At 59.3% G+C, this 13,706-nt stretch carries 13 protein-coding genes; 4 read left to right on the top strand and 9 right to left on the bottom strand.

The window, feature by feature from the left end; translation table 11 throughout:
• The first annotated feature begins 89 nt into the window (after positions 1 to 89).
• From KHA73_RS10975 to KHA73_RS10990, 4 genes are all read left to right on the top strand, one after another.
• The gene (locus tag KHA73_RS10975) at positions 90 to 554 is read left to right on the top strand and encodes a C40 family peptidase (protein ID WP_234590853.1); all 465 of its coding nucleotides are present in this window, start codon (positions 90 to 92) and stop codon (positions 552 to 554) included.
• Positions 555 to 610: 56 nt separating this feature from the next.
• Entirely contained in the window at positions 611 to 1,624 is a 1,014-nt protein-coding gene (locus KHA73_RS10980) for a lipoate--protein ligase A (RefSeq protein ID WP_234590854.1), read from the top strand.
• A gap of 514 nt (positions 1,625 to 2,138) precedes the next feature.
• The gene (locus tag KHA73_RS10985; protein ID WP_234590855.1) at positions 2,139 to 2,876 is read left to right on the top strand and encodes an EAL domain-containing protein; all 738 of its coding nucleotides are present in this window, start codon (positions 2,139 to 2,141) and stop codon (positions 2,874 to 2,876) included.
• A gap of 251 nt (positions 2,877 to 3,127) precedes the next feature.
• Entirely contained in the window at positions 3,128 to 4,570 is a 1,443-nt protein-coding gene (locus tag KHA73_RS10990) for a protein adenylyltransferase SelO (protein WP_234590856.1), read from the top strand.
• A gap of 35 nt (positions 4,571 to 4,605) precedes the next feature.
• Here the strand turns inward: KHA73_RS10990 and KHA73_RS10995 are convergent, their stop codons facing one another.
• The 9 genes from KHA73_RS10995 to ppsR form a co-directional block, all read right to left on the bottom strand.
• Positions 4,606 to 5,391, bottom strand: a complete 786-nt coding sequence (locus tag KHA73_RS10995) for a heme ABC transporter ATP-binding protein (protein ID WP_234590857.1) — start codon at positions 5,389 to 5,391, stop codon at positions 4,606 to 4,608.
• Positions 5,384 to 6,388 (bottom strand): FecCD family ABC transporter permease, encoded by a 1,005-nt coding sequence (locus KHA73_RS11000; protein WP_234590858.1) that lies wholly within the window; start codon positions 6,386 to 6,388, stop codon positions 5,384 to 5,386. Before KHA73_RS11000 ends, KHA73_RS10995 begins: the two co-directional genes overlap by 8 nt.
• The gene (locus tag KHA73_RS11005) at positions 6,388 to 7,218 is read right to left on the bottom strand and encodes a heme/hemin ABC transporter substrate-binding protein (protein ID WP_234590859.1); all 831 of its coding nucleotides are present in this window, start codon (positions 7,216 to 7,218) and stop codon (positions 6,388 to 6,390) included. The genes KHA73_RS11000 and KHA73_RS11005 overlap by 1 nt, the downstream gene beginning before the upstream one ends.
• Complete coding sequence (locus KHA73_RS11010; RefSeq protein ID WP_234590861.1) at positions 7,215 to 8,252, bottom strand: hemin-degrading factor; 1,038 nt, start codon at positions 8,250 to 8,252, stop codon at positions 7,215 to 7,217. The genes KHA73_RS11005 and KHA73_RS11010 overlap by 4 nt, the downstream gene beginning before the upstream one ends.
• Before the next feature lie 67 nt (positions 8,253 to 8,319).
• Complete coding sequence (locus tag KHA73_RS11015) at positions 8,320 to 10,404, bottom strand: TonB-dependent hemoglobin/transferrin/lactoferrin family receptor (protein ID WP_234590863.1); 2,085 nt, start codon at positions 10,402 to 10,404, stop codon at positions 8,320 to 8,322.
• A 93-nt stretch (positions 10,405 to 10,497) separates the two neighbouring features.
• Positions 10,498 to 10,683: a hemin uptake protein HemP gene (hemP, locus tag KHA73_RS11020; protein WP_380739682.1), complete on the bottom strand. Its 186-nt coding sequence runs from the start codon at positions 10,681 to 10,683 to the stop codon at positions 10,498 to 10,500.
• A 173-nt stretch (positions 10,684 to 10,856) separates the two neighbouring features.
• Entirely contained in the window at positions 10,857 to 11,339 is a 483-nt protein-coding gene (locus KHA73_RS11025) for a glutathione peroxidase (RefSeq protein ID WP_234590866.1), read from the bottom strand.
• A gap of 103 nt (positions 11,340 to 11,442) precedes the next feature.
• Positions 11,443 to 12,489, bottom strand: coding sequence for a 3-deoxy-7-phosphoheptulonate synthase (locus tag KHA73_RS11030; protein WP_234590868.1), 1,047 nt, complete (start codon positions 12,487 to 12,489; stop codon positions 11,443 to 11,445).
• Positions 12,490 to 12,674: 185 nt separating this feature from the next.
• The gene (gene ppsR / locus KHA73_RS11035) at positions 12,675 to 13,496 is read right to left on the bottom strand and encodes a posphoenolpyruvate synthetase regulatory kinase/phosphorylase PpsR (RefSeq protein WP_234590869.1); all 822 of its coding nucleotides are present in this window, start codon (positions 13,494 to 13,496) and stop codon (positions 12,675 to 12,677) included.
• Positions 13,497 to 13,706 lie beyond the last annotated feature (210 nt).

The following is a 13,706-nucleotide window of genomic DNA, read 5'->3' on the forward strand; positions in this document are numbered from 1 at the left end:
TCCTTACGTGGTATCGGCTTTGCCTCGCTGGCGGTGTGGTGTGTTGTACCGGACGGCATGATGCGCAACGGGTTCAATGAAGGGATATTATGCGGATGCGTGTGTGGTTTTTATTAGCCAGTTTGATTCTTGCCGGGTGCAGCAGCCATGCGCCGCCGCCCAGCGGGCGGCTGGCCGATTCTATCGTGGTGGTCGCCCAACTGAATGAACAGCTGCGCCAGTGGTACGGCACGCCATATCGCTATGGCGGGATGGATCGCGGCGGCGTAGATTGTTCCGGGTTTGTTTATCGCACTTTCCGCGACCGTTTCGACATGCAGCTGCCGCGCTCGACCGAGGAGCAGACTTCGCTGGGCACCAAGGTTTCTCGCGATGAGCTGATGCCGGGCGATTTGGTATTCTTCAAAACCGGTGGCGGTGAAAACGGCCTGCACGTCGGCATCTACGACACCAACGATCAGTTTATTCACGCCTCGACCAGCCGCGGCGTTATTCGCTCCTCGCTGGACAACGTCTACTGGAAGCGCGTTTACTGGCAGGCGCGGCGCATTTAGCCTTAACCCGTTGATTTGTGTATCATGGCGGCATCACGACTTAAAGGGTGGCCGCCATGAATAACTTACGCCTGCTGATTTCCGATTCCTACGATCCCTGGTTCAACCTGGCGGTTGAAGAGTGCATCTTCCGCGAAATGACCAGCCAAAAAATTCTGTTCCTCTGGCGCAATGCCGAAACCGTTGTGATTGGCCAGTCGCAAAACCCGTGGAAAGAGTGCAATACCCGGCGCATGGAGCAAGACGGTATACGGCTGGCGCGCCGGAGCAGCGGGGGCGGGGCGGTATTTCACGATCTGGGCAATAGCTGCTTTACCTTTATGGCCGGCAAACCGGGCTACGATAAAACCGTTTCTACCGGCATTATTTTGCAGGCCTTGGCGCAATTGGGCGTGACCGCCAGCGCGTCGGGGCGCAACGATCTGGTGATGGAAACTGCCTCTGGGCCGCGCAAGATCTCGGGATCGGCCTATCGCGAAACGCAGGATCGCGGTTTTCATCACGGCACGCTGTTGCTGAACGCTAACCTCGATCGCCTGGCGGATTACCTTAATCCAGATCCGAAAAAGCTGCAGGCCAAAGGCATCACCTCGGTGCGCTCGCGGGTCGCCAATCTGGCAGAATTTCTGCCGGACGTCAGCCACCAGCAGGTATGCGACGCGATCATCGAGGCCTTTTTCAACCATTATGGCGAGCGCGTCGCGCCAGAAGTCATTTCCCCGGACGTGTTCCCCGACCTGCCCGATTTCGCCGCTCAGTTCGCCAAACAAAGCAGCTGGGAATGGAACTTCGGCAAAGCCCCGGCCTTCAGCCACTTGCTTAACGAGCGTTTTGTCTGGGGAGGCGTGGACCTTTTCTTCGATGTGGAACAGGGGAGCATCGTGCGGGCGCAGGTCTTCACCGACAGCCTGAACCCGGCGCCGCTGCAAAGGCTGGCGGAAATGCTGGTAGGCCGCGCTTATCGCAGCGACGCTTTGGCCGCCTGTTGCGACGGCCTGATTGCGCAGTTCACGCAGCGGTCGGACGAATTGCTGGAACTGCGGCAATGGTTGATCGAAACCGTAAAATAACGCCGCAAAGCGCCGCCGGGGGACGAGGAAGCTCGTCCCCTTTTTTATGTTCCCAATTAAAAGGATCTGCAGCGAACCCATGCATAAATTCGTCAAAAATCAAGACGGGCACTTTTGGGCTTTTTCAATAGCGAGAATAACAGCGGGAATTGAAGCGTTATTAAATTTAATCAGTTCTCTTCGTGCCTGGTCTCATAGTGGGGGTGAACGAGGATGTTATTTTTTTTCATTTAGGATTTTTCTTAACAAAAACAAAGGAGATAAGTCAAATTTTTAACATGCCGCTATCACTTAAGTGAAATATTCTTTAAATCCGGCCAGCCTGGCCTTGGCGCGCCATAAGCCAAACTGGTTTTTACTTGGCAAATTCCGAAGTGAATATAGCTTTAAACTATCAATTAAATGATAACTTATTGGTAATTACATTGATATTTCCGATTAATCCCAGAGGGATTGATCGATAAAATATATTGATATACGATGAGACGCTAGCCATTCAGCCTGTGGCATTAAAATGAAAATCCAATTCGAAGCTGACTTTATTAGTAGCTATGTTTTTCAACCCGTTTACTCAATGGAGGGTAGGCTGCTGGCGGTGGAAATATTGAGCCGTTTCAATAGCCTGGATGGCGATTTGGCCATGCCTGCCGAAATTGGGATTAATTTATTGAGCCCCGCTCAAAGGATTGAGTTATTTAATGAGCAATTGATGCTCGCGCAGCAACACGCCGCCTGGTTTAACCGGCATGATGTGTTGCTGACCATCAATATCGAAGAAGTGGTTGTTGAATTGATTCTTTCCGATCGGCAACTGTGTCAACGCATCAGGCAATGCCCATTTATTGCATTTGAAATTAGTGAGGGTTTTCCGAATTTATCCGCCGGAAAAAACAATGAAAACGTAAGCCGATTAAGCGAGATGTTTACGCTGTGGCTGGACGATTTCGGTTCGGGGAAGGCGACGTTAACCGCACTCTATGATGGCCTGTTTGACTATGTAAAGATCGACAAGCGTTTTTACTGGCAGCTGTTTACCCATCAGGGATATGACGTTGTCATCGACTCGTTGCTAAAGAATATCAATCTGCTCTGCAAGGGGGTGATCGTCGGAGGAATAGAGAAAAAAGAGTACTTTAATAAGCTCAGACACGCCGGCGTTTTTGGTCTGCAAGGTTTTTTATGGCCCAGCGTTGGTGTGGATAACCTGCAGGCTTTGCGGGCGATGCCCGACGAGTTCAATAAAAATAACTGATAAAATACTACACACAATGGGGTAAATAATGGACTGGATGATGTTTGCTGTGATTCCGGCGCTGTTATTCATTATCGTATTCTCGCTGATAAAGTATTTCCTTAATCAGCGCTCAAGGGCATTTAAGCCGCATCGGCGTAAACGCTGATCTCCACGCATCTGTTCTGGCTGCAGACAGATGCGTTTTCCCTGCTTTTCCTCTGTGTTAATCCCCGCCTTCAGGCCCTACACTAAGGGTAAACGGAGGGCCTATGCCGCAGTTCGACAACGCTTATCACCAACAGTTAGCCGGTTTTTATACCGAACTCACCCCAACGCCGCTAAAGGGCGCGCGTCTGCTGTATCACAGCGCGCCGCTGGCGCGAGAACTGGGGCTGGACGAAAGCGAATTTACCCAAGACAAAACCCCGATTTGGGCGGGAGAGACGCTGTTGCCGGGCATGCAGCCTTTGGCGCAGGTCTATAGCGGCCACCAGTTCGGCGTTTGGGCCGGGCAGTTGGGCGATGGCCGCGGTATCCTGCTCGGCGAGCAGGTGCTGGCGGACGGCAGCCACAGAGATTGGCACCTGAAGGGCGCCGGGCTGACGCCGTATTCCCGCATGGGCGATGGCCGCGCGGTGCTGCGCTCGGTGATCCGCGAGTTCCTGGCTTCCGAGGCGCTGCACCATCTGGGCATTCCCACTACCCGAGCGCTGACCGTCGTCACCAGCGATCAACCGGTATTCCGCGAACGGCCCGAACGCGGCGCGATGCTGCTGCGGGTCGCGGAAAGCCACGTGCGGTTTGGCCACTTCGAGCATTTTTATTACCGCAAACAGCCTGAACAGGTGCGGCAACTGGCGGATTTCGTTATCGCTCGTCACTGGGCGCAGTTGCAGGATCAAGAGGATCGTTATCTGCTTTGGTTCACCGACGTGGTGGAACGTACGGCGCGGCTGATGGCCCATTGGCAAACGGTGGGCTTTGCGCATGGCGTCATGAACACCGATAACATGTCGATATTGGGCGTCACTATCGACTACGGCCCCTACGGTTTCCTGGACGATTACCAGCCGGGTTATATCTGCAACCATTCCGATCATCAGGGGCGCTACGCCTTTGACAACCAGCCTGCGGTGGCGCTGTGGAACCTGCATCGCTTGGCGCAGACGTTGTCCGGCCTGATGAGCGCCGAGCAGCTGCAGCAGGCGCTGGCGGCCTACGAGCCGGCGCTGATGCGCGCTTACGGCGAACAGATGCGCGCCAAACTGGGGTTCTTTACCCAATCGACGCAGGATAACGATCTGCTGACCGGATTGCTGAGCCTGATGGCGCAAGAAGGGCGGGATTATACCCGCACCTTCCGCTTGCTGAGCGCAACCGAACAGCAGCAGGCGCAGTCGCCGCTGCGGGATGAGTTTATCGATCGCACGGCCTTCGACCTCTGGTATCGGCAATATCGCGAGCGTTTGCAGCAAGAGCAGGTGAGCGACAGCGAGCGGCAGCAGGCGATGAAAGCAGTGAACCCGCGCCTTATTCTGCGTAACTATCTGGCGCAGCAGGCGATAGAGGATTCGGAGAAGGATGATGTCGGCCGGCTGGCGCGGCTGCACCAGGCATTGCTGACGCCGTTCGCCGATGGGCCTGAGTATGAGGATCTCGCCGCTTTGCCGCCGGATTGGGGCAAGCATCTTGAGATTTCCTGTTCAAGCTGAAAAGACAAAAAAGGGCGCGAAATGCGCCCTGATGCTTATTGCCGTAAATATACCTGCGGCAGCGCCACTTCCGGATGCTGCACCACCCCCAGATCCGCCTGATACCAGCGGGTGAGAATGTCGGCCTGCAGCACCTCCCGCGGCGTGCCCGTGGCCACCAGCCGCCCCTGATGCAGCAGCAACACTCTGTCGGCATAGAGCGCGGCCAGATTGAGATCGTGCAACACACAGCAAACGCCAAGCGGTTGTTGGCGCGTCAGCGAGCGCAGCAGCCGCAGCGTATGCTGCTGGTGATACAGATCCAGGGCCGAGGTGGGCTCGTCGAGGAACAGCCAGGCGGGTGAGGGGTGCGGCTGCCACAGCTGCGCCAGCACGCGGGCCAACTGCACCCTTTGCTGCTCGCCGCCGGAGAGCCGGCGATAGTCCCGCTGCGCCAGCTCGAGGCAGTCCGTTTGCGCCATCACCTGTTGTATCGCCGGCTGCCGATCGCGCTTGCCATGCGGTGAGCGGCCCATGCCGACCACTTCCTCCACGCTGAAAGGAAACGCCAAATCGCTGTGCTGGCGCATCACCGCCCGCACCTTGGCCAACTGCTGCGGCTGCCATTGCTCCAGCGGCCGATCGAGCAACCGGCATTCGCCGCAGCCGGGCGTCAGATAACCGGTCAGCAGGCGCATCAGCGTTGATTTTCCGGCGCCGTTCGGCCCGATAATCGCCACCATTTCGCCGCTGGCGATGCTGAGTGACACATCGTTGATCAACCGGCGCGAACCCATGCTGTAACGCAGCTGCTGGGCCGTCAGGTATGCGGTGTTATCCACCCGCAGGCTCCCGCTGGCGCATCACCAGCCACAAGAAGTAAGGACCGCCGATCAGGCTGGTCATCAACCCCACCGGCATTTCGGCCGGCGCCACCAGGGTGCGCGCCAGCGTATCGCTGACCAGCAGCAGGCAGGCGCCGCCCAGTGCGGAACAGGGCAGCAGCCAACGGTGATCGCCACCCAGCCGCATGCGCACCAGATGCGGCACCACCAGCCCGACAAAGCCGATCACGCCGCTCATCGCCACCGCAGCGCCGATCAGCAGCGCGCTCAACAGCAGCAGTTGCAGCTTGGCGCGCTGGACGTTGACCCCCAGATAATGGGCCTCTTCGTCGCCCAGCTGCAGCAGGTTCAGCCGGCGCGCCTGCAGCAGCGTCATCAGCGCGGCGGGCAGGATCAGCGAAGCGGAAACGATCAGCGTCGGCCACTGCGACTGGCTGAGGCTGCCCATCATCCACAGCGAGAACTGACGCAGCTGTTGATCGCTGCTGACGTAAGACAGCACGCCGATGGCCGCCATGCACAGGGCGTTGATGGCGATGCCTGCCAACAGCAGGCGCGACAGGCTGCCGTGGCCGCTGCGGCTGATGCCGTAGATCAGCAATGAAACCAGCAGGCTGCCGAGAAAGGCCGCCAGCATGTGGCCGTACAAGGCGAGCACCGGCGGCAGCGCCAGCGGCATGACGATAATCAGCGCGACAAACAGCGCGCCGCCGCTGCTGATGCCCAACAGGCTGGGATCGGCCAGGGGATTGCGGAACAGCCCCTGCATCACCGCGCCGGAAACCGCCAGCGCGCAGCCGATCACCACCGCCAGCAGTACGCGCGGCAGGCGGATGTTCAACCAAATATGCCAGGACGCGTCGCTGAAGGGTTCACGCCACAGGGTGCGGAACGACAGCGTTAGCGCGCCCATGTTGGCGGCCACCAGCGCCAGCAGGGTCAGCAGCACCAGCAGGCCGGCAATGGCCAACTGGGGTGAGGTGCGGCAGCGCATCACTTTTGCTCCGCCGCTTGGCGCAGCCTGGCCAGCGTCGCCGGCGTTTCCAGACCGAAGCCCAACAGCGCCATGTCATCGACGATCAACAGGCGGCGATTTTTGCCGGCCGGCGTCAGCGCCAGACCCGGCAGCGACCACAGCTGCTCCTGGCCGCCTATCGAGCGTACGCCGTCGGTGGTGACCAACAGCAAATCCGGCGCGCTGGCGATCACTCCCTCCTGGGAAAGCGGGCGATAGCGCTCGAAGCCCTGCATGGCGTTTTTCAATCCGGCGGCGGCGATCACCGCGTCGGCGGCGGTGTGCTGCCCGGCGGCCATCGGCGTAATGCCGCCGTGGCTCATCACGAACAGCACCTTGACCGGCAGCGGGCTGGTGTTGACCGCCGCCAGCTGCTGCTGATAGCGGGCGCTGAGCTGTTTGCCCTGTTCGCTGCGCTGCAGCGCATCGGCGATTGCGGTGATTTTTTTCGGCACGGCCTGCAGGGTGGTGTCACCGGGCACAGTGACGACCCTAACGCCGCTATCCGCCAGCTGTTTGAGCACCAGCGCCGGCTGCGCCAGTTCGGTGGCCAGCACCAGCGTCGGTTTCAGCGCCAGAATGCCTTCGGCGTTCAGCTGGCGCATATAGCCGACGTCCGGCAGCTTTTTCACCGCCGCGGGGTGCAGGCTGGTGCTGTCTCGCGCTATCACTTCATCGCCCGCGCCAAGTGCGAAGGCAATTTCGGTGACGTCACCGCCTATCGAGACGATGCGCTGCGCCGCCGTAGCGGTTAACGGCAGCGCCAGCGCAATGACCAGCGCCAGGCGACGGGTCAATGAAGTTCTCATGCGGCGATGTCCTTGGCGGCAAGCGCGGCGACCTGCTCGCGCCATTGGGTTTGTTCCGGCTGGCCTTCGGTGCGTTGACCATACAGCTGGGCTATCTGCGTGCCGTCGGCGGCAAACAGCTCCAGGCTGGTGACGATGCCGTCTTTGGTCGGTTTGCGGGTGATCCAGCTTTCGGCGATCGCATTTTCAATCAGGTGCAGGGTGAAACGGCGGTTGAATACGTTGATCCAGCCTTCCTGCGGCATCAGCCGTTCGATCTGGCCGGTGAAGATCTGCACGCAGCCGCGGTTGCCGACGAAAATCATGATTTCGTTCTGCAGCTGTTGCGCGGCGTTCAACAACTGCGACAGCGCGCCGTTATCCACCTGATAGGCCAGATCGTCACCGACGGCGCGAAATGCTTGCTGGCGCGTCAGCTTATTGCGGCTCAACAGCTGGAAGAACTGATGGACGTCGGTCATTTCGCGCCATTCACGGTCGATCTTACCGGTATCCTGCGGCGCCGGGAGTTCCGCCGCCGCGGCCGCAGGCTGCAATTCCAGCGCCGGGTTTTCTGCGTTCAGGTGGCGCTCGACCAGCGCCATCCAGGCCGGCAGATCGGTCTCGTCGGTAGTGTAGACCTTATGCAGCGCATCGCCCTGATGGTCGAAGAACTGGATGCTGTGGCGCACGCCGCGCTTGTTGGTTTCGCTCATGGCGAAGGCGCTGGCCCATTGGTTGAGGAACAAACGCAGGTCCAGCTCGCGCGGGTTGAGGATCAGGCCGGCATGGCCGTTCAGGTGCTGATTGCGGTAGCGGCCCACCTGCTCATGCACCGCATAGCCGTTGCGGGTGATGGACTTGGTGACGCCAACCTGCTCGAGCTCGGTCAACAGCGTGCGGGCATCGGCCTGCAGGCGACGGGTATCCTGGCCGACGCGGGCGTGGGTCAGCTCCGCTTCACTGATGCCAAGGATTTCCGCCAGGTCGCGGGCGTATTTTCCTGGATTATCGATTTTGGCCTGTTGGTAGCGCTCATACAGGGTGTTGCTCATAAGGTTGATCTCCTGTGCCGTGAGTCAAGCGGCGGGCAAGCGGCTTGCCCGCCAGATAATCAAAAAATCACCACTGGTAGCTGACCAGCAGCCTGGCGTTGCGGCCATCCTGCGGAATGCCCTGCGGCGAGTAATATTCTTTGTCGAAGGCGTTGCCCAACACCAGGGTGGTGGTTACGCCCTGCAGGCGCTCGCGCCCTTGGTAGCTCAGATAGAAATCGTTGACGGCGTAACCCGCCTGTTCAGCGGTGCCGGCGGCCACGTGGGTAGAGCGCTGCGCGAAGGTGGCGACCCAGCCGGTAGACAGGCCGGTTTCACCCAGCGGCACGTCCAGCGAGCTGGTGACGGTGTCCGGGTTGATGGTGCTCAGCCAGTCGCCGGTGGTTTCATCTTTCCCTCTGGTGCGGTTATAGGCCAGATCCCAACCGAACAGCGGTGTCTTGTAGCTGAGCGTAGCATCCCAGCCCCAGATTTTGGCGCGGTCGATGTTGGTCGAGAAGGTGGTGCAACTGATGCAATAAGGACCTCGCGGCCCGCGGCCCAACTCCATGGTGACGTCGGTGGCGATGTAGTCTTTGGCCTTGGTATCGAAATAACTGGCTTTGAACTGCAGGCTGTCGTCGGCCAGCAGCAGATCGTCAAAGCGCAGCCCGAAACCATACTCCTGCGTGGCGTTGGTTTCCGGCTTCAGGTTCGGGTTCGGCACCCAGTAGTTGGTAATGGTGGTGGGCCCCATCGGGATCGAGAAATGCTTGGAGTCGTTGTACATTTCTCCCATGGTCGGCGCGCGGAAGGCCTGGGAATAGGAGCCGAACAGCATCAGCCAGTCGGTTGGGGTGACGCTGACGGCGCCGCGAGACGACCACTTGTCGGCATCCACATCGGCGTAACCGTCGCTGGAGCCCTTGTAATTATCGTAGCGGGTACCGGCGAGTAAGGTGACCGGCAGGTCGCGCAGCGTAATCTCGTCCTGCAGCCAGCCCGACGCGAAATTGATTTTTGCCTGCGGGAAGCTTTCGGTGGCGCCGCCAGGGGTCTGTTCCTGTTTATAAGCCTCGGAGCCGTAGGTGAACAGGTGCGAGGCGAAACTGTCGGCAAACAGGCGGGTGCGGTTTTCCAGCTTGGCCCCGCGGGTGGTTTGCTTGCGGTTTTCGTCATCGCTACCCGCCTGGTGCGCATTTATTTCCACGTCGGAATAGTAGATTTTGGCTTCGGCATCCAGCCACTCTTGGCCAACCGGCTTCAGCTTGTAGCTCAGCGCCGCATCGCGCTGAATGGTCGAGCGGTCGGTCAGCGGGTTACCGCTGGAGGCGTCCGGCGTCTGCGGGTTTTTCGGCTCCTGCGCGCGGTTGTTGTAATAGCGCAGATTACCGCTGAGCGACTGGTTATCGTCGAGTTTCCAGGTGCCCTTGGCCAGTACGTTGCTGATGGTTTCATCGTTTGGCGCATCGAAACCGTTGCCCTGGCGCAAATCGCCGACGTCGCGGGTGCCGAACGACAGCAGGCCGTCGAGGTTGTCGGTTTTGCCATAGGCGCTGGCGCCCATGCCCAGGCTGTGGTCGCCGCTGCCGGCGGTGCCGTAGACCCGGTAGCCGCTATCGTGGCCCGGCAACAGCAGATCGGCGGCGTCGATGGTTTCATAAGACACCACGCCACCCAGCGCACCGCTGCCGTACAGCAGGGCGGCGGGGCCGCGCACCACTTCAATGCGCTTCACCAACCCCGGATCCAGGAAGGTGCCGTTGATATGGCCGGTATCGGTGCCCTGGCGAATGCCGTCCACCAGCGTAAGCACGCCACGGCGATCGTAGCCGCGCATCATCAGGTCCTGGCCGTTGCTGCGGCCGGTGCCGGTAACGGTGAGGCCGGGCACGCGGCGCAGCATATCGGCGGCGGTGGCGGCGGTCTGGCTTTCAGGCGTGTCGCCGTCGATCACCGTTACCATCATCGGCGCTTCAAAGCTGCTGCGCGGGTTGCCGGTGGCGGTCACCGTCATGGTCTCGTCGGCGGCTTTGGCTTTTCGGGTGGGCTCCGCCTTGGCGGAGGAAGGTGCTGTGCTGGTGGTTTGTGCAAAGGCCACCGTAGGCAGAGCGCAGGCAATCGCCAGGCTCAATGCGGAAAAACGCAGCCGGGTGGAAATTGTCAGAGGCATGGGGCAACTCTCCGTATGTTTTAAACATATCAATAGATTTGCTGGCTGCCTGGATCAAAAGATCGGGGTGGCTGGCGTTAGAGGGATCTTTCGTTATTTGGTCAGGATCAATTTTCCGGCTTTGGTTTGCCGCAGTTGATAGCGCTGGCCCTGATGGGTAATAACCGCCACGCCATCGGCGCCAAGCAGCTGGGCGCTGTCGTAACAAGGGGGCGCGTCCGCAGCCTGCCCGCTGGAAGGCCTGGCGGTGGAAGGGCGGTGGTTGTTGGGATTATCCATCGTCATTTTGTTTATAAAGCACGCTATTAAATGGTAATTAATATCAAAGTGATAATCATTATCATGTGAACGAAAGGTTACATCAAGGAAAATTTTCTTACGGATGGAACCTTTTTACGGAAAATGCGTCCAGCAGCGGGCCGAAGGCGTTCGGCCCGTAAAAAATCGAGGGGTTACAGCAGGGTTTCGATGCGGTCGAACAGGCGCTCGGGCTTGGTGATGGGGGCAAAGCGGGTCACGCGCTGGCCGTCGGCGGTCAGCAGGAATTTGGTGAAGTTCCATTTGATGCGTTGGCTGCCCATCACGCCGGGCGCCAGGCGTTTCAGCTCGCTGAACAGGGGGTGAGCGCCGGGGCCGTTAACCTCGATCTTGCTGAACAGCGGAAAGCTGACGCCGTAGTTCAGGGTGCAGAAGTTGGCTATCTCGAGCGGGTCGCCGGGTTCCTGCGAACCGAACTGATTGCAGGGGAAGCCCAGCACCATCAGCCCGCGTTCGCGGTAGTATTGCCACAGATTCTCCAGCCCGCGGTACTGGGGCGTGAAACCGCATTTGCTGGCGGTGTTGACCACCAGATAAGCGCGAGCGCGAAAGTCGCCCAGGGTTTTGGCTTCTCCCTGCAGCGTGACGCAGGGGATGGATAACAGTGAGTGAATCATGCCGGGGCTCCGATCCTTTCCATAGGGTTGCTGCGGGAATGGTTACCAGTATAGATGAGCGGCGAAGAGGCGAAAAGCCGGGGCCAGACGCCCCGGCAGCGCGTCAGAAGCGGGTATCCACCGCATCCGCCAGCATCGCCAACAGCTGCTCGCTGTCGGACCAGCTCAGGCAAGGATCGGTGATCGACTGGCCATAGGTCAGCGGCTGGCCGGCGACGATTTTCTGCGTGCCTTCCACCAGGAAGCTTTCCGCCATCACGCCGGTAATGGCGGCGGAACCGGCGCGGATTTGCTGGCAGACGTTCTCGGCAACGTCCAACTGGCGGCGATGCAGCTTCTGGCAGTTGCCGTGGCTGAAATCGATAACCAGGTGTTCCGGCAGATCGAACTCGCGCAGGCTATCGCAGGCGGCCACGATGTCGGTAGCGTGGTAGTTCGGCGTTTTGCCGCCGCGCATGATGATGTGGCCGTACGGGTTGCCGCTGGTCTGGTAGATGGTCATCTGGCCGTTTTTATCCGGCGAGAGGAACATGTGGCCGGCGCGCGCCGCGCGGATGGCGTCGATCGCGATGCGGGTGTTGCCGTCGGTGCCGTTTTTGAACCCGACCGGGCAAGAAAGAGCGGAAGCCATTTCACGGTGGATCTGGCTTTCGGTGGTGCGCGCGCCGATGGCGCCCCAGCTGATTAAATCGGCGATGTATTGGCCAACCACCATATCCAGGAACTCGGTTGCGGTCGGCAGGCCGAGCTGATTGACCTCCAACAGCAGGCGGCGCGCCATTTCGATGCCGCGGTTAACCTGGAAGGTGCCGTCCAGGGCCGGATCGGAAATCAGGCCTTTCCAGCCCACCACGGTGCGCGGCTTCTCAAAATAGGTGCGCATCACGATTTCCAGGCGATCCTGGTAACGCGCGCGCAGGGCGTTCAGGCGGCCGGCGTAGTCGATGGCGGCGTCGAGATCGTGGATAGAGCAGGGGCCAATCACCACCAGCAGGCGCTTGTCCTCGCCGGACAGGATTTTTTCAATGCGTTTTCGTGACGCGGTCACGTTATCTGCGATATCCGCCGAGATCGGCAGCTTGTCCGCCAGCGCTTGCGGCGTGACGAGGCTGTCGATGCGCGCGGTCCGCAGTTCATCTGTTTTGTGCATGGTTTTCTCTGGAAACTGTTCTTCTCTGCGGCAGGAGTGCCGGGAAGTGATGGCGATCACAATAACGCAAAAATCGCTGAATTCAACCGTAGAGATTGTGTTCTGTTGATCAAGACCGCTAAAAAAAGCACAAAAATTACCGCCGGCGCTGAAATAAGCGGCAGGGCAGCCCCTGCCGGTGCGAATCAGAACATGCGGCGGCTCATGCCGAGGATGTCGAGGATCTTGGTCGAGATTTCCTCCACCGAGTAGTTGGTGGTATTGAGATAGCGGATCTGGTTTTTGCGGAACAGCGCCTCCACCTCGGCGATTTCCATTCTGCATTGGCGCAGCGAGGCATAGCGGCTGTTTTCGCGCCGTTCCTCGCGAATGGCGGCCAGGCGCTCCGGATCGATGGTCAGGCCGAACAGCTTGTGCTGAAACGGCTTCAGCGAGGCGGGGAGGTGCAGATTGTCCATATCGTCGGCGATAAACGGGTAGTTGGCGGCACGGATGCCGAACTGCATCGCCAGATACAGGCTGGTGGGGGTTTTGCCGCAGCGCGAAACGCCCAGCAGGATAACCTGCGCCTGGTCGAGGTTGCGCAGCGAGATGCCGTCGTCGTGCGCCAGCGTGTAATCGATGGCGGCGATGCGCGCGTCGTATTTGCCGAGGTTGTTGGCGGTCAGCCCATGGGTGCGGTTCGGCACCGGTGTCGGTTCTACCTCCAGTTCGTCCTGTAACGGGCCGACCAGCGCTTGCACGATATCCTGGCAGAATCCCTGGCTTTGCACGATCACGTCGCGCACCTCCGGCGAAATGATGGAGTAGAACACCAACGGCCTGACGCCGGTTTCACGGTAAATATCATCAATTTGCTGGCAAACCGCCCGCGCGCGCGCCTCGGTTTCGACGAACGGCAGCGTAAAGGTGGTGGCCGTCACCGGAAACTGCGACAGCACCGCGTGGCCCAACACCTCAGCGGTAATCGCCGTGCCATCCGAAATATAAAAAACGCTTCTTTCCACCCGAGGCTCCTTACCTGAAAACGGTGTTCCTGCATTAACCACTAAGAGACATCATGTGCCGCGGAGGATCCGCCGGTAAAGAGGTTAGCGAAAAAATTGTGACTATGCGCCTCGTTCAGCGCAAACCGGCCGGGAGGGTATCGATTGCCTGGCGCGTTAACCGAAAGTTTAAAAACTACTTAATTTGTTGAGAATTAAGCTTTTAGTGCC

Source organism: Serratia entomophila, assembly GCF_021462285.1.
GTDB classification, from domain to species: domain Bacteria; phylum Pseudomonadota; class Gammaproteobacteria; order Enterobacterales; family Enterobacteriaceae; genus Serratia; species Serratia entomophila.